This is a genomic window from Bradyrhizobium sp. USDA 4451 (assembly GCF_054822585.1).
The window spans coordinates 4,466,628-4,487,069 of record NZ_JBTRCH010000001.1 but is presented as its reverse complement, the minus strand read 5'-3'; the positions used below and the strand labels follow the sequence as shown (position 1 = coordinate 4,487,069).

Below are 20,442 nucleotides of genomic sequence, written 5' to 3'. Positions count from 1 at the left end.
AACGCAAGACGTGCTCCACGCTCAGCCGGCGTAGGCCTTGGCGACTTCGGCCAGCAGGCCGCGCGCCCATTTGTGCAGGCCTGACTTGGCCGTCCTGGCGCTCCAGTACATGTCGATCGAGATCGGCACCCGGAACGGCAGCGCAGCGACGTGCAGGCCGCCGCGCATCGCCCGCGCCAGATGATGCGGGATGGTCGCGACCAGCCGTGTGCCGGTGATGATCCGCTCCAGACTGTCGTGGTTCGGCAGGCTGACGATCGGCGCGATCTCGATCTTCCTCGCCTTCAGCGCCGCGAGATAAAGCGGCTGCCACTCGCCGCTATGGGTGATGAAGACATGCGCCGCCTTCGCATAGGCCGACAGCGCGATCCGGCCCCGCGCCAGCGGATTGGCCGGATCCATCACGCAGACATAGTGATCGGTGAGGATGTGGCGGCGGAAGAAGCTCTCGCCGACGATCCCGACCGGACCGAGCACGATGTCGCACTGGTTCTGCTTGAGATGGACGTCGCCATGGCCTCCGGCATCGAGCAGGACGAGACGAACCTGCGGCGCGCCGGCACGCAGCCGCGCGCTGAACTGCGGGATCAGGGTCTGGCGTTCGTGATAGTTGCAGGAGATGGTCACGCTGCCCTGCGCGATCGCCGGGTCGAATTCGACCGGTGAGGCCAGCCCGTCGATCTCGCCGATCATGTCCCGCGCCCAGCCGACCAGCACCGCACAGCGCTCGGTCGCGGTCACGCCATTGCCGTTGCGGACGAACAGCGGATCGTGCAGCGCGCCGCGCAGCCGTTCGACCGCATAGCTGATGGTGGACTGGTTGACGTCGAGCCGCTTGGCCGCCGCCGAGAACGATTGCAGATCGTAGACCAGCACCAGCGTCCGCAAGGTCCCGATGTCGATCGGATCGATCGAGGAATTCACCGCCACGCTGCACCTCCCGCATTGCTGCGGTCCAGCCTAGCACAAGGTCATGGAATAATTCGATGGATGATATCAATCCCATCGAATTGAGCGATTACCCGCCCGGCGCTAGCCTTCGCAAAAAACCGCTCCGGGAGGACCCATGGCCAGCAGCGTGCCCATCGTCACCGACATCGCCTATCAGGACCTGCTCGACGACCCCTATCCGATCTTCCGCCGCCTGCGCGAGCTGGCGCCGGCGGTCCATGTCGAGGCCGCCAAGCTGACGCTGGTGACGGGCTTCGACGACATCACGCGAATCGAGCGCGATGGCGCGACCTACTCGGCCGACAATCCCGCCTCGCTGGTCAACAGGGTGATGGGGCCGACATTCATGCGGAAGGACGGCGCCGAGCATACGATCGGCCGCAAGGCGATCGAGCCCTCGTTCCGCCCGGCCACGATCAAGGAGCATTGGGCGCCGCAATTCACCGCGATCGCGGACAGACTGATCGATGAGCTGGCGGCGGCGGGAGAAGCCGATCTGTTCGCCGCGCTGGCCGCGCCGATGGCTTCCCTCAGCCTGATGGCGATGATCGGCTTTCGCGCGATGCCGTGGCAGACGCTCGCCGAATGGTCGCAGGCGCTGATCGACGGCGCCGGCAACTATGCCGCCGATGCCGAGATCGAGCGCAAGGCGATGCAGGCGAGCGCCGCTGTCGATGCCGCGATCGACGCGGTGCTCGACGAGCATCGCAGCCGGCCGAATCCATCGATCCTGTCCTCGATGGTCCATGCCGATCCGCCGATGCCGATCGAGGGCATCCGCGCCAACATCAAGGTAATCATCGGCGGCGGCTTGAACGAGCCGCGCGACGCGATCCTGACCCTTGTGCTCGGTCTGCTGGAAAACCCGGCGCAGAAGGACAACGTGCTGGCGAAGCCGGAGCTGTGGCCGGCGGCGCTCGAGGAAGCGGTGCGCTGGATCTCGCCGATCGGCATGTATCCGCGCCGCGTCACCCGCGACGTCGATCTCTCCGGCACAGCGCTGCCCGAGGGCCTTCAGATCGGCCTCTGCGTCGGCGCAGCCAACCGCGACGGCAATCGCTTCGCCCAGCCCGATCGCTTCGACGTGATGCGGCCCAGGCAATCGCACCTGGCATTCGGCGCCGGACCGCATTTCTGCGCCGGCACCTGGGTGTCGCGGCTCACCGTCGGCAAGATCGTGGCCCCGATGCTGTTCGCCCGCCTGCGCAATCTGCGCCTCCGCGCGGAGGCGCCGCCGGTCGTCCGCGGCTGGGTGTTCCGCGGCCCGGTGACGCTGCCGGTGCGCTGGGACGCGTGAGCCGGCGCCAAGACCAACGCTCACCGTCATTGCGAGTTAACGGGTCGCGCAAACGCGCGCCCGATGACAGGCTCCGCGAAGCAATCCACAGCACCGCAAGCGGCGATATGGATCGCTTCGTCGCTTCGCTCCTCGCAATGACGGTAGAAAGCGTTACGCCGACTTCGAAGCTCACGCCGCCAGCGCGTCCTCCACGATCTTCACGAAATACGAGGTGCCGTACACGATCGCCTCGTCGTTGAAATTGTAGGCAGGATGGTGCAGGCCCGCGCTGTCGCCGTTGCCGCAGAAGATGAAGGCGCCGGGGCGGGCTTCCAGCATGTAGGAGAAGTCCTCGCCGCCCATCAGCGGCGGCATCGTGTGCACGTTGCCGTCGCCGGCCACTTCCCTGGCGATGCGGGTGGCGAATTCGGTCTGCGAGGGGTGATTGACGGTGACGGGATAGCCGCGCTTGTAGTCGAGATCGATCCGCGCGCCGGTCAATTGGGCCACGCCCTTGACCACTTCGCCGATGCGCTTCTCGATCAATTGCCGGACCTCCGGCGTCAGGGTGCGCACCGTGCCGCGCAACACCGCGGTCTGCGGGATCACGTTGCGGGCGTTGCCGGCGTGGAATTCGCAGATCGAGATCACGGCGGAATCCAACGGATCGACGCTGCGCGACACGATCGACTGCAACGCGGTGATGAGCTGCGCGCCGACCATCACCGAATCGATGCACTTGTGCGGCCGCGCGGCATGGCCGCCGAGCCCTTCGATGTTGATGTTGACCTCGTCGGTGGATGCCATGATCGGGCCCGGGACGGATCGCGAACGAGCCGATCGGAATTCCCGGCCCATTGTGCATGCCGTAGACCTGCTCGATGCCGAAGCGGTCCATCAGGCCGTCCTTGATCATGGCGGCCGCTCCTGCCCCGCCCTCCTCGGCGGGCTGGAAGATCACCGCCACGTCGCCGGCGAAATTGCGCGTCTCGGCGAGATAGCGCGCGGCGCCGAGCAGCATCGCGGTGTGGCCGTCATGGCCGCAAGCATGCATCTTGCCCGGCGTCTTCGAGGCGTAAGGCAAATTGGTCTCTTCGTGGATCGGCAGCGCGTCCATGTCGGCGCGCAGGCCGATCACCTTGACGTCGCCCTTGGCCGGCCCCTTGTTGCCCTTGATGACCCCGACCACGCCGGTCTTGCCGAGCCCGGTCACGACCTCGTCGCAGCCGAACTCCCTGAGACGGTCGGCCACGAATGATGCAGTGCGGTGCACATCATAGAGCAGCTCGGGGTTTTCATGGATGTCGCGGCGCCAGGCCTGGATATCGGGTTGCAGATCGGCGACGCGGTTGACGATGGGCATGAGAATTCTGGCCTCGAAGGTTGGACGAAAGTCACCTCTAGCATGCAAGAGCCAGTCCACCCAAACAGATGTGGCATGCTTCTGGCTAGGACCTGCATTCACAAGCCGGATGCATCTGTTCCTCCGGCACAGGATCAACCGGCTTCGATGCTGCTATGTCAGGAGCGATGCGACCGCATCCGACCAAAGCCCAATGGTGCAGGAGATATCCCGCAGGGATACTACCCCAGGTTCTCCGCGGCACATCCTCTCGCCTTCAACACGGAGCGGCTGCATGACGCCGGATCAAGCGGTCCTGTTCTCCACCATCATCCTGCTGGTGCCGATGGGATACTTCCTGCTGGCAGCGCCGGCGTTCCTGCTGGTGAAGCTCGACGTCCCGCCGGTCACCCGGCTGCTGCGCGGTATGTTCAACGCCTACTTCCTCGTGCTGACCGTCTCCGGCGTGATCGGGACGCTCGCCTTTGTCGCGGCGGGCCGGCCGCTCACCGCACTCTGCGTCGCCCTGATCGCCGGTTTCGCGGTGCTGGCGCGGCGATGGTTCCTGCGCCGGCTCGATGCCGAGGCAGACGCGAGAGATTCAGGCGATCCGACCGCCGTGCGGCGGCTGCGCCGGCTGCATTGGGGCGGCATGGCGTGCAATGCGGTGCAGGTGTTCGCGCTGGTGGCCAGCATTCCCTACATGGCACCGCTGCCTTGATCGCTAGACCTCACGCTTCCGATGCGGATCGTATTTCGAAAGCACGTCCTTGAGGTAATCCCGGCTCTTCCATTCCGGTGCAGGCGGCTCGTAGCCGGGCCGGGGAACGAACAGATTCGGCGGCACATCCGCTGAAGCGCCCATCAGGTCCGGAACGTAGCGCGGACAATTCGGGAAGATCTCGCATGTCACGCGCACGACGACCTTCGCGCCATGGTGCCTGGCAAGCGTCTCCGGGTCGTCGTGGATCGTTGCCTTGCCTCGGATGCGCGTGCGAAACGTCTTGCCGTCGAGGCGCACAAACAGCAACCCGACGTTCGGGTTGCGATGAATATTGCCGAGCGTGCGGTACATGTTGTTGCCGTCATACTCCGGGAATTCAAGCGTATCGGGCCCGGTGATCTTCACGAAGCCGGGATCGCCGGAACGCATCGAACAATCGACGTTGTCCTGATAGCTCGTCGCGATGAAGAAGAAACGCGTCTCCTCGATGAGCCTGCGATCCTGCTCCCAGAATTCGAAGTGGAGGCGATGCTTCTCGAGGCCGTCGGCGACGCGACGACCATCGAAGCGATCCTGCAACTCACGCATTCCGTCGTGGTAAAATGCGGCGCGGACTGGGTCTGCCACGGCAATCCTCCGGCAAGTTGAGCAACCATCTATCAGGAGAAAGCCTATTCATTCGGAATGGGCGTGAAAAGCCGCCCAAGTCCACATCCGGTCCGAATTATGCGCAAAGGCCCGAGCCCGGCATCCACCGCCGGGCTTGTCTCGACCGGCTGCGCCTGGATAGAACTCGGTCCCGACTCGGTCCGAACCGAGTTCTATTTTCTTGTATTACGCGTTTTCATCACGCGAACCGGGCTCCACTTCGCTCGAAAACGCTATAGAAGGAGCCCAACAAGAGACGTTTGCCGGGAACGAGGACATGCCGCGAAGGCTCGAGGGTGATTACGACTACATTATCGTCGGCGCAGGCACAGCAGGCTGCATCATGGCCAACCGCCTGTCGGCCGATCCGAGCAAGCGCGTGCTGCTGCTGGAAGCCGGCGGCAAGGACAACTGGATCTGGTTTCACATCCCGGTCGGCTATCTCTTCGCGATCGGCAATCCGCGCTCGGACTGGATGTTCAAGACCGAGGCCGAACCCGGCCTCAACGGCCGATCGCTCGCCTATCCGCGCGGCAAGGTGATCGGCGGTTCGTCGGCGATCAACGCCATGATCTCGATGCGCGGCCAGGCCGCGGATTACGACCACTGGCGGCAGCTCGGCCTCACCGGCTGGAGCTACAGCGACGTGCTGCCGGCATTCAAAAAGCTGGAGGATCACTTCCTCGGCGCCAGCGAGCATCATGGCACCGGCGGCGGCTGGCGCATCGAGGCGCCGCGGCTGTCGTGGCAGATCCTCGATGCGGTCGGCGATGCCGCCGAGCAGATGGGCATCAAGCGCATCCCTGATTTCAACACCGGCGACAACGAAGGCACCAGCTATTTCCACGTCAACCAGAAGCGCGGCCGCCGCTGGTCGTCGGCGCGCGGTTTCCTCAAGCCGGCGCTGAACCGCAGCAATCTCAGGCTCGAGACCGGCGTGCTGGTCGACCGCCTGATCATCGAGAGCGGCCGGGCCGCCGGCGTGCTGTTCCGCCAAGGCAACGAGCAAGGCAACGGGCAAGGCAACGAGACCGTGGAGGCGCGTGCCAAAGGCGAAGTGATCCTCTGCGCCGGTGCGATCGGATCCGTCCAGGTGCTGCACCGCTCCGGCATCGGCCCGGCCGAATGGCTGTCGCCGCTCGGCGTCGACATCGTGGCCGACGTGCAAGGCATCGGCCATAATCTGCAGGATCATTTGCAGCAGCGCGCGATCTACAAGGTGTCGGGCGTGCGCACGCTGAACGAGACCTATTACAACCTGGTCCGCCGCGGCCTGATGGGCCTCGACTATGCGTTCCGCCGCCGCGGGCCGCTGACCATGGCACCGTCGCAGCTCGGCATCTTCACCCGCTCGGATGCGACGCGCGCGCGCGCCAACATCCAGTTCCACGTGCAGCCGCTGTCGCTCGACAAGTTCGGCGATCCCCTGCACCGCTTCCCCGCGATCACGGTCAGCGCCTGCAATTTGCAGCCGACCTCGCGCGGCACCGTGCGGATCAAATCGACCGCGCCGGACGACAAGCCGTCGATCGCGCCGAATTATCTCTCGACCGACGACGACCGCCGGGTCGCGGCCGACGCGATCCGCACCACGCGCAAACTGATGAAGCAGCAGGCGCTGGAGCAATATCATCCCGAGGAGTTCCTGCCCGGCCCCTCGGTCGGCGACGACGATGCCTCGCTCGCCAAGGCGGCGGGCGATATCGGCACCACGATCTTCCACCCCGTCGGCACCGCGAAGATGGGACTGGCGAGCGATCCGATGGCCGTGGTCGACGAGCGGCTGCGCTTCTACGGCCTGCACGGCCTGCGCATCGCGGATGCCTCGGTGATGCCGACCATCACCTCCGGCAATACCAACACGCCGACTGCGATGATCGCCGAGAAGGCCGCGGCGATGATTTTGCAGGACGCGCGATAGCAACCGATGATGCAGCCGCAGCGCATTCTCGTTGGCGATGCCGGTGCGCAGATCGCGCTCGCACGTTGGGGCGAGCCTTCGTCCGGCAAGCCGACGGCGCTGCTGCTGCACGGCACCGGTTTCGTCGCCGAGGTCTGGACCGAAGTCGCGGAGGCGCTGGCCTCCGACTACACCGTCTATGCGCTCGACCGCCGCGGCCATGGCCTGAGCCACAAGCCGGCGGCCGACCGCTATCACTTCCAGGATTTCGCCGACGACCTCTGCATGGTCGTGCAGCGCCTCGACCTCCATGACATCTACGGCATCGGCCACAGTGCCGGCGCCACCGACCTGCTGCTCGCCACCAAGCTGATGCCGGACCGCTTCGCGCGGCTGTTCGTGACCGAGCCGACCGCGATGGATCCGCGCACGCCGCGCAGCGGTGGCCTCAGCGACATCGCGAACGGGTCGGTGCAGGGCGTGCTGCGCCGCCGGGCCGAATTCGACAATGCCGACGACCTGTTCCGCCGATTGCGTGCCGCGCCGGCCTTCGCGCCGTGGACCGAACCGTCGCTGTGGGCCTATGTGCATCATGGATATGCAAAGCTCGACGACGGGCGGATGCGGCTGCGCTGCACGCCGCAGATCGAGTCGGCGCTGCTGGGACCGATCTTTGAGGCCATGGAGCAGATCTACACCGGCGACATCAGAGGCAATCCGTTCCCGTGGTTCTCCGAGATCGCCTGTCCGGTCCGCATCGCCACCGCCGAGCAGTCATGGCCGATCTACAAGGAGATGGCGGAGCGCACCGGAGCCCTAATCCCGCACGCCAGCCGCTGGACGTTCCAGAACGTCGGCCATTGCGTCGCGCAGGAGGCGCCCGGCCTGCTGTTCGACGCGCTCAGGGCGTTTGCCGGCGCGAGCCGATGAGCACCCTCGCAACGATCGGGCTACATCGTCGTTGTAACGGCGAGACCTGTCGCCGGGCGGCCGCCTCTTGCTCGCGACTCGACGACAATGGTGAGCCGGATGCCTTCGACGATCTCTGCCCTGAACGATACGACCGGTTTCACCGGGCAGGCGCACAGCCGATTTGAGCAAGCGCCGACTTTCACCAGCATCCTGCTTGCGCTCGGCATCGTCTACGGCGATCTCGGCACCAGCCCGCTCTATACGCTGCAGACCATCGTTCACCTGATGGGCAACGGTTTCAGCCCGGATGCCGCGCTCGGCTCGCTCTCGCTGATCGTCTGGGCGCTGATCATCACGATCTCGATCAAGTATTGCCTGTTCGTCATGCGCGCCGACAACCATGGCGAGGGCGGCATTCTGGCGCTGATGGCGCTGACCGGCGCGCGGTGGTCCGGGCGCGGCCGTTGGCTGATTGCGATCGGGCTGTTCGGCGCGGCGCTGATTTATGGCGACGGCATCATCACGCCGGCCATCTCGGTGCTGAGCGCGGTCGAAGGCCTGAACGTTGCCACCGACGTGTTCAGGCCGTACACGATGCCCATCGCTGCCGGGATTTTGATCGCATTGTTCGCGTTTCAGCGTCATGGGACCGCCATCGTCGGCAAGGCGTTCGGCCCGGTGATGCTGCTGTGGTTCGTGACAATGGCAGCGCTCGGCGCCAGCTCGGTGGCGCCGCATCCCGACGTTCTGCGTGCGCTCAATCCTGCATATGGCATTCTGCTTCTGACCACGCATGGCCTGCTCGGCTTCACCCTGCTCGGCGGCGTATTCCTGGCGCTCACCGGCGGTGAAGCCCTCTACGCCGATATGGGACACGTCGGGCGCAAGCCGATCCGTCCCGCCTGGTACGGCGTCGTGTTGCCTGCTCTCATCCTCAACTACGCCGGACAGGTCGGTGACTTCATCGCCTCCCCCGATCCCGGCGCCAACCCGTTCTTCAAGCTCGCACCGGTCTGGGCGGTCTATCCGCTGGTGACGCTTGCGACACTCGCGACCATCATCGCAAGCCAGGCCATCATCACCGGTTCGTTCTCGATGACACGCCAGGCCATGCAGCTTGGCTGGTTTCCAGGCGTGCGGATCAACCAGACATCGGCCGAGGAATATGGCCAGATCTACGTACCCTTCGTGAACTGGACGATGATGTGCCTGACGGTCGCACTCACAATCGGCTTCGGCAGTTCAGACCGCCTCGCCGCCGCCTATGGCGCCGCGGTCTCCACGACCATGGTCCTGACCACCGCTCTGCTCTACCAGGTGATGCGAGGCATGTGGCGCTGGAGCGCGCCGCGAGCAGTCACGATCGCGGGGCTGCTGCTCGCGGTCGACCTTGCGTTCTTTCTCGCCAATCTCTTCAAGATCGCGGAAGGCGGCTGGATTCCTCTGCTGTTCGGTGCGCTGGTGTTTGGCGTCATGACCACCTGGCATTTCGGCCTCGATGCGCTGCATCGGCGGAGCATGGCGCATTCGCAGCATGTCGACGCCTTCGTTGGCGGTCTGCGCACGCAGCACATTGCGCGGGTCCCGGGAACGGCGATATTCCTGACCCGACTGAGGCACCGAATGCCGCCGATCATCGTGAACTACGTCAAGCAATCCCGTTCCCTGCACGAAACGACGATCGCGCTGACCGCAAGTTTTGAAAGCGTGCCCCGTATCCGCTCGGCGGATCGAATTCGCTGCGAACAGCTTTGCGAAGGCGTCTGGCACATTACCGTGCATTTCGGCTTCGTCGAGATTCCAGACCTGCCGGCCGTACTCGCCAATGCCAGGCAGATCGGGGTGCCAATCCAGAAAGGCGCGACCTACTACGTCGAACGTCACGATCCCGTCAGCGGTACGCGCCGCAACGCGATCGCCCGATTCCAGATTGCACTGTTCGCGTTCATGTCCCGAAATTCCGCGCACGCGATCGACCGCTTCCGGATCCCGAGCGGTTCGCTGGTCGAGATCGGCAGCAGGATGGAACTGTAGATCACGATGGACCAGCCGCAGCCATTGCCGCCGCTGCCCGGCCGCCAAAGAAACCGCCGCCCCCTTTCGGGGACGGCGTAAGCCACTCACGCAGTACTGGACCTATCAAATGTCTGCCAACCTTACGCAGCAGCGCTGACATTATGCTGACGGCTGCAAGACAGCCGTGTTGCGGCCGTTCATTTCTGTTGCGGCATCGCCATGTTGCACCGCAATGCAGCCGGCTTTCCGGTCCTCACGAAATCGTCATTCCGCCCCTCACCCCGCTCCGACGCTCCGGGAATAAAGCTCCGGCCCTGCCGATCACCTCCCCGGAAACCCAATCCCTGGGCCCATGGGAGACTTGTCATGAGCGGACACGATCACAATCACCACGATGAGGAGAAAGGCGTCAGCCGACGCAAGGTGCTGGAATGCATGACCTGGGCCGGCACCGGCGTGCTGTGGACCGTCACCGGCGGCGTGCCGCATTCGCTCGGCATCGTCGGCTCGGCCAAGGCCGCCGAGGCCAGCGGCATGACCTTCATGCAGATCAGCGACAGCCATGTCGGCTTCGACAAGCCGGCCAACCCGAACGCCATCGGCACGCTGGAGGAGGCCATCAACAAGGTCCGGGCGATGCCGGTCAAGCCGTCGTTCATGATCCATACCGGCGACATCACGCATCTGTCGAAGGCGTCCGAGTTCGATGATGCCGACCGCATCATCTCGCAGGCCAAGCTCGACGTGCATTACGTGCCGGGCGAGCACGACTTCATCGACGAGGAGGTCAAGCTCTACAAGGAGCGTTACGGCAAGGGCACCAAGGGTCCGGGCTACTATTCGTTCGACGCCGGCGGGGTGCATTTCATCGGCCTCGTCAACGTCGTCGACCTCAAGGGCGGCGGCCTCGGCAATCTCGGCAATGAGCAGCTCGAATGGCTGGAGAACGACCTCAAGGGCCGCTCCAAGTCGACGCCGATCGTGCTGTTCGCCCACATCCCGCTGTGGACGGTCTATCCGCAATGGGGCTGGGGCACCGAGGACGGCGCCCGCGCGCTGGAATACGTCAAGGGCTTCGGCTCGGTCACCGTGCTCAACGGCCACATCCACCAGGTGATGCAGAAGGTCGAGGGCAACGTCACCTTCCACACCGCGCGCTCGACCGCCTTCCCGCAGCCGGCGCCGGGGGCTGCCCCCTCGCCCGGCCCGATGAAGGTCGAGGATGCCAAGCTGCGCAGCATGCTCGGCGTCGCCAGCATCAACTTCAAGCAGAACAGCCAGCCGCTGGCGATCATCGACACGCCGCTGCAAGGCTAACGGATCCGGCTGAGGAAACAGACGATGAGTACGATCAATCGACGCGACTTCGGGATCGCCGTGGTCGCGACCATGCTGCTGCCGGTCACGGCGGCCCGCGCCGAAGACACCGCGGTCCATATCGACAATTTCTCGTTCACGCCGAACCCGCTCGACGTGAAGGTCGGCACCACCGTGACCTGGACCAACCGCGACGACATCCCGCACACCGTGGTGTGCGCGGGCAAATTCCGCTCCAAGACCATGGATACCGACGGCACCTTCTCGTTCACCTTCACGGAGCCGGGCGAATACAAGTATTTCTGCTCGCTGCATCCGCACATGACAGGCAGTATCAAGGTTGGGTAACGTGACCAGCCATACAATCACAACCATGCCCGGTCGGTGGCCCACAGCCCCCGCCCGGGCACAAGCCGTCTCTCGACATGCCGGGCAGGACACGATGGTTGTCAACGCGTCGCAAGACGATCCCGAAAAGGCGCGACGCTTCCGCGAAGCCGCGCTGCCGTACCTTGACGACGCCTATACCCTGGCGCGCTATCTGCTGCGCGATGCCGCCGACGCCGAGGATGCGGTGCAGGAATGCTATCTGCGCGCCTACAAGCATTTCGACAGCTATCGCGGCCCCGCGATGAAGCCGTGGCTGTTCGCGATCCTGCGCAATGTCTGCCGCGCCGAATACGCAAGGCGCAAGACCGCGCCCACCGCGGTCGAGGAGCTGCCGGAAGGCGGCGAGCAGACCCCGCTATGGAACGAAGCCCCGGAGACCCCGGAAAAGCAGCTGCTGCGCCGGTTCGACGGCGACACCGTGCGCAAGCTGGTGGCGGCGCTCGCCGAGCCGTTCCGTGAGACCTTCGTGCTCAGGGAAATCCAGAATCTATCATACCGCGAGATCGCCGATGTCGCCGCCGTGCCGGTCGGCACCGTGATGTCCCGCCTCGCGCGCGCCCGCGCCATGCTGCGATCGGCCCCCTGGCTTGCGGAACAGGAGCACGTGAAATGACCTGCGAGGAAGCCGAAGTGCTGATCCACGCGCTGATCGACGGCGAACTCGATGCCGGCCATGCGCGCGAAGTGGAAGCCCATGTCGAGGGGTGCGCGCATTGCGCCGCTCTCATGAAGGAATATCAGGAGATCCGTCAGGCAATCGCCGAGAGCGACGTGCGCTACAAGGCTCCGCTCGAGCTGCGCCGCAAGATCGAGAAGTCGCTGCCGCAACCGCAGGCCGCGCCAAGCCGGCGCTCGGTGCTGCGCGGCTTCGCGATGGGCTCGGCGGTGTCGGCGATGGCCGCAACGGGCCTGGTTGCGATCGTGCTGCGCAATGACGACGAGCAGCGCATCGAGAACGAGGTGGTGTCGGCGCATCTGCGCTCGCTGCAGGCCGGCCACCTGATCGACGTGGTGTCGACCGACCAGCACACGGTCAAGCCGTGGTTCAACGGCAAGCTCGACGTCTCGCCGCCGGTGATCGATCTCACCGCGCAGGGCTTCACGCTGATCGGCGGTAGGCTCGACTACGTCAACGCCCGCGAGATCGGCGCCGTGGTCTACAAGCGGCGCCAGCACGTCATCAACCTGTTCGTGGCGCAGACCGCGAGCACCGAACGCAAGCCCGCGAAGATCTCGACATTGCAGGGCTTCAACATCCGGCGCTGGAGCGACCGCGGCCTGAACTACTGGGCGGTCAGCGATCTCGGCGCCGACGAGCTCTCCGAGTTCGGCGACAAGTTCGAGAGCGCGATGCGCGCGAACAAGGAGGGGTGAGCAGCAAAACCTCTGCTCTCGTCATTGCGAGGAGCGAAGCGACGAAGCAATCCATATCGCCGCTTGCGGCTCGATGGATTGCTTCGCTTCGCTCGCAATGACGAATAAGGCTGCTTCATCCCGGCTACGGGAACGTGCCTACGCCGACTTGCGCACCGCGTTGTCGACCAGCGTCTTGCCGAGCGACCAGATCGCGCCGGGCACCTTGTGGCTGCCGGCGATCACGTCGTCGAACGACTTCTCGATCCAGCTGCAATCCTCTTCGGTGATCGTCAGCGGCGGCAGCAGCTTGATGGTGTGCAGGCCGTGGCCGGCGACCTGAGTCAGGATCTTGTGATCCTTGAACAGCGGCACCGTGATCAGCTGGCAGAACAGGCCCTTGTTGGCGGTCTCCAGCAGATTCCACGATGCCTTCAGCCGCAGCGATTTCGGCGGCCCGAACTCGACGCCGATCATCAGGCCCTTGCCGCGGACTTCCTTCATCAATTCATAGCCCGGCACCATGCGCGTCAGCGCGAGGCGAAGCTCGGCGCCGCGCTTGGCGGCGTTCTCGACCAGCTTCTCGGACTTGATGACGTCGAGGGTCGCGATGCCGGCGGCCATCGCCAGATCATTCTTCGCGAAGGTCGAGCCATGCACGACCGCGCGATCCATCTGGTTGAAGATCTTGTCGAAGATGTTCTTGCGCGTCAGCAGCGCGCCGATCGGCACGTGTCCGCCGGAGAGCGCCTTCGCCAGCAGCACCATGTCGGGCTCGATGCCCCAGTGCTCGATCGCAAGGAATTTTCCGGTCCGGCCGATGCCGGTCTGGATCTCGTCGGCGATGAACAGCGTGCCATATTTGCGGCACAGCGCCAGCGCGCCGGGCAGGAACTCGTCTGTGGGCATATTGACGCCCTTGCCCTGGATCGGCTCGACGATGAACGCACCGACCTGGCGCGACGACAGCGCCTTCTCCAGCGCCTCGAGATCGTTGAAGGGTATCGGGGTGCAGCCCGGCAGCAGCGGCTCGAAGCCGCTGCGGAAATTCGAATCATCGGTCAGCGACAGCGCCCCATAGGACAGGCCGTGGAACGAATGCCCGCAATAGACGATGCCGGGACGGCCGGTCGCGCCGCGCGCGAACTTGATCGCAGCTTCGACGGTTTCCGCGCCGGAATTGGCGAAAAACACCTTGTCCAGGTATGGAACATAGTCCAGCAACCGTTCCGCGAGCACGCCGGCAAGCGTCGACACGTCGAGTTGCACCAGATTCGGCAGATCGGCGTCGAGCACGCTCTTCAGCGCCTGGCGCAGGGCGGGATGATTGCGGCCAATCGCAAAAACGCCAAATCCGCTCAATAGATCGAGGTAACGAGCCCCCTGACGATCGAAGAGGTACTGGCCTTGCCCCTTCTGGAAGCCGACGTCGTAACCGATGGTTTTGAGGACGCGAACGAGCTGCTCGTTGAGGTGACGCGTGTGCATGGCACCGCGCTGCCCCTCGCGCTCCACAAAAATCTCGGAAACGTCTAAATTGGAACTTACCATTCGTTACATACGTCGGTTGATGGCCATCTCGTCAACTTAAAACGCTCGCTAGCGGCGTTTTGACCCCCGCTCGGATCGTCTAGTTAAGCACAGGTTTGGACCATGTTGCACTGCCCAAGAACTTTCGCGCGCACAATAGCCTTTTCGGGTTTATTTTTGGCCACCGTATTATCACCGGCACTTGCAGCGGACCCGACCGGCGACTGGAAGGTCGCTGACGGTGTCGCCATCATCCGCGTCGCCCAGTGTAATGGCAACATGTGGGGGGCGGTGTCGTGGGAAAAAACCCCCGGCGGCAAGGATAAGAACAATCCTGATCCTGCGAAGCAGAGCAGGCCGACGCTCGGCATGCCGATCCTGATCGACATGAAGAAGAAGGCCGGCGTCGATGCCTGGGAAGGCCAAGTCTACAACGCCAAGGACGGCCAGCTCTACAGCTCGACCATCAAGCCGGTCGGCACCGATCAGCTCGAGATCCAGGGCTGCGTGCTCGGCTTCCTGTGCGGCGGCGAGACCTGGACCCGCGTCGGCCCGCCTATCCCGGTGAGCGCCGCCGGCAATCCGGCGGCCGCAGGCTCGGCAGCAAAGGGCACCGTTCCCAAATCAACAGCGCCGCAGAAGACCACCGGCGCCGTGGCCCCTGCCAGCAAGCCGGGCCAGAAGCAGGCCCCAAGCAATGCCAATGCGTCCGCTGACACGGTCGGCGATATCTGCCTGCTGCCGGACATCGCGCGACCGACGCACTGACACGGCTGGCATCGCTCGGCCTGTGATTGCGGCTTGGCGGCATCGGCCGCCAAGCCCGATCAAAACAACGCGTCAGGTGACGTCGTTGGCGATATCCTCCTCCTTGAGGGTCTCACGCGGCTTGCCCATCAGCGCCGGCTGGAACAGCAGCACCGCGGCCAGCGTGGTGACGAGCGACAGCGCAAGCAGCTTGCCCATGCTCGCGGTACCGGGATGGCTGGACAGCCACAGGCTGCCGAACGCGGTCGCCGTGGTCAGCGCGCTGAAAAAGATCGCCCGCGTCAGGCTCGATTGCAGCAGGTTCGTCCTGCCCTGCCGCCATGCCGTGACATAGTAGATCTTGAACGCCACGCCGACGCCGAGCAGCAGCGGCAGCGCGACGATGTTGGCGAAGTTGAGCGGCAGCCCGATCAGGACGCAGATCTCCAGCGTGACGATGCCGGCGACCAGGAGCGGCACCAGCGTCATCAGCACGTCGACGATGCGGCGCAGCGTCAGCCACAGCAGCAGGCCGATGGTGACCAGCGCCAGAATGCCGGCGTGGATGAACGCATTCACGATGACATCGCCCGACTTGAGGATCGAGACCGGTCCGCCGATTGCGGTCGGCTCGGCGGCGAGCACGGCGTCGGCAAAGCGGCGCAGATTGTCGTTGTCGTTCGGGTCGCCCTTCGGCTCGACCTCGACGCGCATCAGGCCGTCCTTGGTCTTCCAGCTCTCGACCAGTTCCGGCGGCAGGTTCTGCAAGGTGACGGTCTGGGCTTGCAGCGTATTGCGGAGCTGATCGAACACGATCTTCATCGGCGCGACGAAGACGTCCTGCGCCTTGTCGCGGACAGCCTGGTTCGAATCGGCGAGCTTCTGCAAGGCGTCGGCGAGCCTTCGCGCGGCAACCGCACCCGGCCCCTTGCCGTCGCCCGCGGTCCTGCGCAGGCTGTCGACCGAGCTCTTCAGCGACTCGACATTCTCCTGATCCGACGGCGCCGGATCGACCGAGTCCGGGTTGAGCGCGGGGCCGAGCGTCTTGGCCGCCTGCGCGATCAGCTTCAGCTTGGCCGGCTGGTCGTCCGGCACGAAGCTGTCGAGCGACATCACGCGCGCCACTTCCGGCAACTTCTCGAGCTTGGTCTCGATCTTTTTGGCGTCGGCTTCCGAGCGCGTCATCACGTTGATGGCGTTGGCCCCGGTGTTCGGATCCTTCCTCAGGTCGAGGAAGGTCGCGATCGATTCCGCCTGCTTGTTGCGCAGATTGATCGGGTTGAAGTCGAACTTCATCCAGTGCAGCAGCGGCAGGCCGGCGACCGTGACCAGCAGCGTGCCGACGATGATCGGAATGCGATGCTTTTCCAGGAAGTGGTCGACCGGCGCCAGGAAGGCGTAGCCGACCGGCTCCTTCTCTCCCGGAGGGTTGAGCAGGTCGAGCAGCGCCGGCAGCACCGTGATGCTGGTGACGAACGCCACCAGCATGCCGGCGCCGGCGATCTTTCCGAGCTCGGAGATGCCCTTGTAGTCGGTCGGCAGGAAGCACAGGAAGCCGGCGGCGGTCGCCATCGCCGCAAGCGACAGCGGCACCGCCGAACGGCGCGCCGCGTTTTCCAGCGCGAGCGTCAGATTGTCGTTCTTGTAACGCTCGGAGCGGTAGCGCACGCTGAACTGGATGCCGAAGTCGACGCCGAGGCCGACGAACAGCACCGCGAAGGCGATCGACAGCAGGTTCAGTGATCCGACCATCATCAGGCCGACCGCGGTGGTGAGCGCAAGCCCGATGAACAGGTTGACGAACACGGCGAAGATGATCTTGCCCGAGTGCAGCGCCAGCCAGAGGATGATCAAGACGATCACCACGGTGCCGATGCCGTTGGTGATCGCGCCGTCCTGCACGGTGGCGTATTCCTCGTTGGCGATCGGCACCGGTCCGGTCAGGCGCACGCGCGCGTGATACTCGGTCGGGAACTTCAGGTCGGCGGCCGCCTGCCGGATCGCATCGGTCGCGGCCTTGCCGGGCTCCAGCGCCGAATAGTCGATGATCGGCTTGATCTCGATGAAGGCGCGCTTGTCCGAATCGGTCAGCGGCTTGTCGCTGGTCAGCTCGCGCCAGGAGAAGGTGGCGTTGCCCTTGTTGAGGACGGTCTCGACGGTCTCCGAGATCAGGTTGAAGGGGGGCGCGGCATTGTCGAGCTTGACCTGCCCGCGCTTGACGCCGGCAAGCCCGGTCTCGAGCGCGCCGGTTAGGCCGCGAATCGAGGGATCGCCGGCCATGATCTCGATCAGCGGCGCGGCCGATTCGAGCTGGCCTGCGACCTTGCCGACCTCTTCGGTCGGCAGGAACAGCAGGCCGTTCTTCTCGAAGAATTCGCCGGAGCCGAGCGCGGTGATCGCCTCGAAGTTCTTCTTGTCGGCCTGCAGCTTCGCGGTGAGCGCCTTCGCCGCCGAGCTGGTCAGCTCGGGCGTCGCGGCCTCGACAACCGCCAGGATCAGACGCTCGCGATCGAATGCTTCCTCGAACTGGTTGTCGCGCTTGCGCCAATCCAGATCCGGCGAGATCAGCTTGTTGATGTCGGTGTTGATCGAGAAGTTGCGGGCCGTATAGAAGCCGGCGCCGATCGACAGCAGCACAGAGATAATGACAACCGGAAGGGCAAAACGCGTACAGGTCCTAACAACGGAGACGACAATATTTGTCAGCACTTCGTTTCTTTCTAATCTCGGGGAAGCATGGCCGAAAACGCCCGCTCTGTAGCGGAGTTCCGGGGGCCGATCTAATGTTGTTTTGGTTACCTTCCTCGACGCGATGGCGAAGAGGTTCCAAACCACAGGACTGGCCACGAGTGGCCGGTATAAACCGCATCAGTGGGCGATAAAGTGACGAACAAGTGAGAGGGGCGGAGGGTCGCACCGCTCCGATACCACACCATATTACCTCTAACACCCCTCCCCACCGACGGTTCTGCCCTTCGAAGCGCTACCTTTTTGCCACAAATCCCTGTATTTCCATGCGCTTGGGGCATCGATCCCGGCAGGAACTGTGATGGCGCGGACATTGCAACTGACGTTGCGACGTCCGACTTGTGGAGTGCGTTGCCGAAAAGGCCGCAGGACTTGGAACAGGACTTGGAATGAGATTGGTGCAATTTGCGTAACGGACGTCCGATGGAAGTGTTTCTTGCCCAGCCACGCGGCTTTTGTGCGGGCGTTGTGCGCGCGATCGAGATCGTCGAACGCGCGCTCGCGAAGTATGGCCCGCCGGTCTATGTCCGCCACGAGATCGTGCACAACAAGCACGTGGTCGAAAGCCTGAAGAAGAAGGGTGCGATCTTCGTCGAGGATCTCTCGGAGGTGCCGGCCAAGGCGGTGACCGTGTTCAGCGCCCATGGCGTCGCCCGGAGCGTCGAGGAGGAGGCGGAAGCCCGCGACCTTCCGGTGCTCAACGCCACCTGCCCGCTGGTCACCAAGGTCCACAACCAGGGCAAGCGCTATATCTCGAAGGGCCGCGCCCTGATCCTGATCGGACATGCGGGCCACCCCGAGGTCGAGGGAACCATGGGCCAGGTTCCGGGGCCGGTTTGGCTGGTCCAGAGCGTTCAGGATGTGGCGGAATTGCGGCTGCCGACCGATACGCCGGTCGCCTATATCACCCAAACCACCCTGTCCGTGGACGACACCAAGGACATCATCTCGGCCCTTCAGGCAAAATTTACAGATATTCAAGGCCCCGACACCCGGGATATCTGCTATGCGACACAGAACCGCCAATCTGCGGTAAGGGACCTAAGCAAGCTGGTGGACGTCATTTTGGTGGTGGGGGCCGCCAACAGTTCCAACTCAAACAGGCTTCGCGAAATCGGCACCGAGGTCGGCGTCGCGAGTTATCTCATTGCCGATGGGAGCGAGCTCAACCCGGATTGGCTGAAGGATGCGAAGGCCGTCGGGATCACGGCGGGTGCATCGGCACCCGAAGTTCTGGTCGACGATGTCATCGAGGCCCTGCGGCGCATCGGACCGGTGTCGGTCTCGGTCGTTCCGGGCCGCGAAGAGAATATCGAATTCCGGCTGCCAGCCGAACTGACTGCGGGCTGATCTGAACCGACTTCCTTTGAATAAGTGCAGAAAGAAAATCGTCTAATGGCTATACCGTTCTTCAAGGAAATGCGTATCGGCGGTTACCTGATCAAGCAGAAGCTGCTTGGCCGCAAACGCTATCCGCTCGTGCTCATGCTGGAACCCTTGTTCCGCTGCAACCTCGCCTGCGTCGGCTGCGGCAAGATCGACTATCCCGATGCGATCCTCAATCGCCGAATGACGGCGCAGGAATGCTGGGACGCGGCCGATGAATGCGGCGCGCCGATGGTGGCGATCCCCGGCGGCGAGCCGCTGATCCACAAGGAGATCGGCGAGATCGTGCGCGGCCTCGTGGCGCGCAAGAAGTTCGTCTCGCTGTGCACCAACGCGCTGCTGCTGGAGAAGAAGCTCGATCTGTTCGAGCCGTCGCCCTATCTGTTCTTCTCGGTGCATCTCGACGGCTTGAAGGACCATCACGACAAGGCGGTGTCGCAGAAGGGCGTGTTCGATCGCGCCGTCTCCGCGATCAAGGCGGCGAAGGCGCGCGGCTTCACGGTCAACGTCAACGCCACCATCTTCGACGGCCATTCGGCCGAGGAGATCGCGAAATTCCTCGACTTCACCACCGAGCTCGGCGTCGGCGTCTCGATGTCGCCGGGCTACGCCTATGAGCGTGCGCCGGACCAGGAGCACTTCCTCAACCGCACCAAGACCAAGAAGCTGTTCCGCGACGTCTTTGCGCTCGGCAAGGGCAAGAAGTGGAATTTCATGCATTCCGGGCTGTTTTTGGACTTCCTCGCCGGCAACCAGGAATACGAATGCACGCCTTGGGGCATGCCGGCGCGCAACATCTTCGGCTGGCAGAAGCCCTGCTATCTGCTCGGTGAAGGCTACGCCAAGACCTTCAAGGAGCTGATGGACACCACCGATTGGGACAGCTACGGCACCGGCAAGTACGAGAAGTGCGCCGACTGTATGGCCCATTGCGGCTACGAGCCGACCGCGGCAACCGCTGCGATCAACAACCCGCTGAAGGCGATGTGGGTCGCGCTGCGCGGCATCAAGACCACGGGCCCGATGGCGCCGGAGATCGACATGTCGAAGCAGCGTCCGGCGCAGTACATCTTCGCCGAACAGGTGCAGAAGAAGCTCTCGGAGATCCGCCGCGACGAGGCCGAAGCCGCTGCCGCCAAGCAGCAACAGAAGGCCTCCACCGCCGCCTGACGCGCGCTCCGAGCGAACGCAGAAGCATC

General features: G+C 64.2%; 17 protein-coding genes and 1 pseudogene. 12 read left to right on the top strand and 6 right to left on the bottom strand.

The window, feature by feature from the left end; all coding sequences use genetic code 11:
• Positions 1–21: 21 nt before the first annotated feature.
• Positions 22–930: a LysR family transcriptional regulator gene (locus ACVMB0_RS20635; protein WP_461347478.1), complete on the bottom strand. Its 909-nt coding sequence runs from the start codon at positions 928–930 to the stop codon at positions 22–24.
• A gap of 136 nt (positions 931–1,066) precedes the next feature.
• Here ACVMB0_RS20635 and ACVMB0_RS20630 point away from each other — a divergent pair, with 136 nt between their 5' ends.
• The gene (locus ACVMB0_RS20630; RefSeq protein ID WP_461347477.1) at positions 1,067–2,248 is read left to right on the top strand and encodes a cytochrome P450; all 1,182 of its coding nucleotides are present in this window, start codon (positions 1,067–1,069) and stop codon (positions 2,246–2,248) included.
• Between the two features lie 171 nt (positions 2,249–2,419).
• On the opposite strand, the gene ACVMB0_RS20625 is transcribed toward ACVMB0_RS20630, so the two are convergent.
• Positions 2,420–3,037: an amidohydrolase gene (locus tag ACVMB0_RS20625; protein ID WP_461347476.1), complete on the bottom strand. Its 618-nt coding sequence runs from the start codon at positions 3,035–3,037 to the stop codon at positions 2,420–2,422.
• Positions 2,967–3,593: pseudogene (locus ACVMB0_RS20620) on the bottom strand (amidohydrolase); the annotation flags it as partial. The pseudogene ACVMB0_RS20620 and the gene ACVMB0_RS20625, both read right to left, overlap by 71 nt.
• Before the next feature lie 274 nt (positions 3,594–3,867).
• Here ACVMB0_RS20620 and ACVMB0_RS20615 point away from each other — a divergent pair.
• Entirely contained in the window at positions 3,868–4,293 is a 426-nt protein-coding gene (locus tag ACVMB0_RS20615; RefSeq protein ID WP_461347475.1) for a hypothetical protein, read from the top strand.
• Positions 4,294–4,296: 3 nt separating this feature from the next.
• Here the strand turns inward: ACVMB0_RS20615 and ACVMB0_RS20610 are convergent, their stop codons facing one another.
• Positions 4,297–4,923 (bottom strand): pyridoxamine 5'-phosphate oxidase family protein, encoded by a 627-nt coding sequence (locus ACVMB0_RS20610; protein ID WP_456755849.1) that lies wholly within the window; start codon positions 4,921–4,923, stop codon positions 4,297–4,299.
• A 298-nt stretch (positions 4,924–5,221) separates the two neighbouring features.
• On the opposite strand from ACVMB0_RS20610, the gene ACVMB0_RS20605 reads away from it, so the two are divergent.
• The 7 genes from ACVMB0_RS20605 (at position 5,222) to ACVMB0_RS20575 (ending at position 12,853) form a co-directional block, all read left to right on the top strand.
• The gene (locus tag ACVMB0_RS20605) at positions 5,222–6,865 is read left to right on the top strand and encodes a GMC family oxidoreductase (RefSeq protein WP_461347474.1); all 1,644 of its coding nucleotides are present in this window, start codon (positions 5,222–5,224) and stop codon (positions 6,863–6,865) included.
• A 6-nt stretch (positions 6,866–6,871) separates the two neighbouring features.
• A complete protein-coding gene (locus tag ACVMB0_RS20600; RefSeq protein WP_461347473.1) occupies positions 6,872–7,774 on the top strand; it encodes an alpha/beta fold hydrolase in 903 nt (300 codons plus the stop codon).
• 99 nt (positions 7,775–7,873) lie between these two features.
• The gene (locus tag ACVMB0_RS20595) at positions 7,874–9,790 is read left to right on the top strand and encodes a potassium transporter Kup (protein WP_461347472.1); all 1,917 of its coding nucleotides are present in this window, start codon (positions 7,874–7,876) and stop codon (positions 9,788–9,790) included.
• 348 nt (positions 9,791–10,138) lie between these two features.
• Positions 10,139–11,089 carry a metallophosphoesterase family protein gene (locus ACVMB0_RS20590; RefSeq protein WP_456755853.1) on the top strand — a complete coding sequence of 317 codons (951 nt, stop codon included), beginning with the start codon at positions 10,139–10,141 and terminating at the stop codon, positions 11,087–11,089.
• Positions 11,090–11,113: 24 nt separating this feature from the next.
• Complete coding sequence (locus tag ACVMB0_RS20585; RefSeq protein WP_456755854.1) at positions 11,114–11,437, top strand: cupredoxin domain-containing protein; 324 nt, start codon at positions 11,114–11,116, stop codon at positions 11,435–11,437.
• A 94-nt stretch (positions 11,438–11,531) separates the two neighbouring features.
• Entirely contained in the window at positions 11,532–12,092 is a 561-nt protein-coding gene (locus tag ACVMB0_RS20580; protein WP_461347471.1) for a sigma-70 family RNA polymerase sigma factor, read from the top strand.
• Complete coding sequence (locus tag ACVMB0_RS20575; protein WP_456755856.1) at positions 12,089–12,853, top strand: anti-sigma factor family protein; 765 nt, start codon at positions 12,089–12,091, stop codon at positions 12,851–12,853. The genes ACVMB0_RS20580 and ACVMB0_RS20575 overlap by 4 nt, the downstream gene beginning before the upstream one ends.
• Positions 12,854–12,991: 138 nt before the next feature.
• Here ACVMB0_RS20575 and hpnO read toward each other — a convergent pair whose 3' ends face one another.
• On the bottom strand, positions 12,992–14,383 hold the full coding sequence (hpnO, locus tag ACVMB0_RS20570) for an aminobacteriohopanetriol synthase HpnO (RefSeq protein ID WP_461347470.1): 1,392 nt from the start codon (positions 14,381–14,383) through the stop codon (positions 12,992–12,994).
• A 102-nt stretch (positions 14,384–14,485) separates the two neighbouring features.
• Between hpnO and ACVMB0_RS20565 the strand changes: the two genes are divergently transcribed.
• Positions 14,486–15,130, top strand: coding sequence for a DUF2147 domain-containing protein (locus ACVMB0_RS20565; protein WP_461347469.1), 645 nt, complete (start codon positions 14,486–14,488; stop codon positions 15,128–15,130).
• A gap of 72 nt (positions 15,131–15,202) precedes the next feature.
• Here the strand turns inward: ACVMB0_RS20565 and hpnN are convergent, their stop codons facing one another.
• Positions 15,203–17,818 (bottom strand): hopanoid transporter HpnN, encoded by a 2,616-nt coding sequence (gene hpnN, locus ACVMB0_RS20560; protein ID WP_461347468.1) that lies wholly within the window; start codon positions 17,816–17,818, stop codon positions 15,203–15,205.
• 462 nt (positions 17,819–18,280) lie between these two features.
• On the opposite strand from hpnN, the gene ispH reads away from it, so the two are divergent.
• Together ispH and hpnH are read left to right on the top strand one after the other, a co-directional pair.
• Positions 18,281–19,207, top strand: a complete 927-nt coding sequence (gene ispH, locus ACVMB0_RS20555; protein ID WP_461347467.1) for a 4-hydroxy-3-methylbut-2-enyl diphosphate reductase — start codon at positions 18,281–18,283, stop codon at positions 19,205–19,207.
• A gap of 45 nt (positions 19,208–19,252) precedes the next feature.
• Positions 19,253–20,413: an adenosyl-hopene transferase HpnH gene (gene hpnH / locus ACVMB0_RS20550; RefSeq protein WP_461347466.1), complete on the top strand. Its 1,161-nt coding sequence runs from the start codon at positions 19,253–19,255 to the stop codon at positions 20,411–20,413.
• Positions 20,414–20,442: the final 29 nt, after the last annotated feature.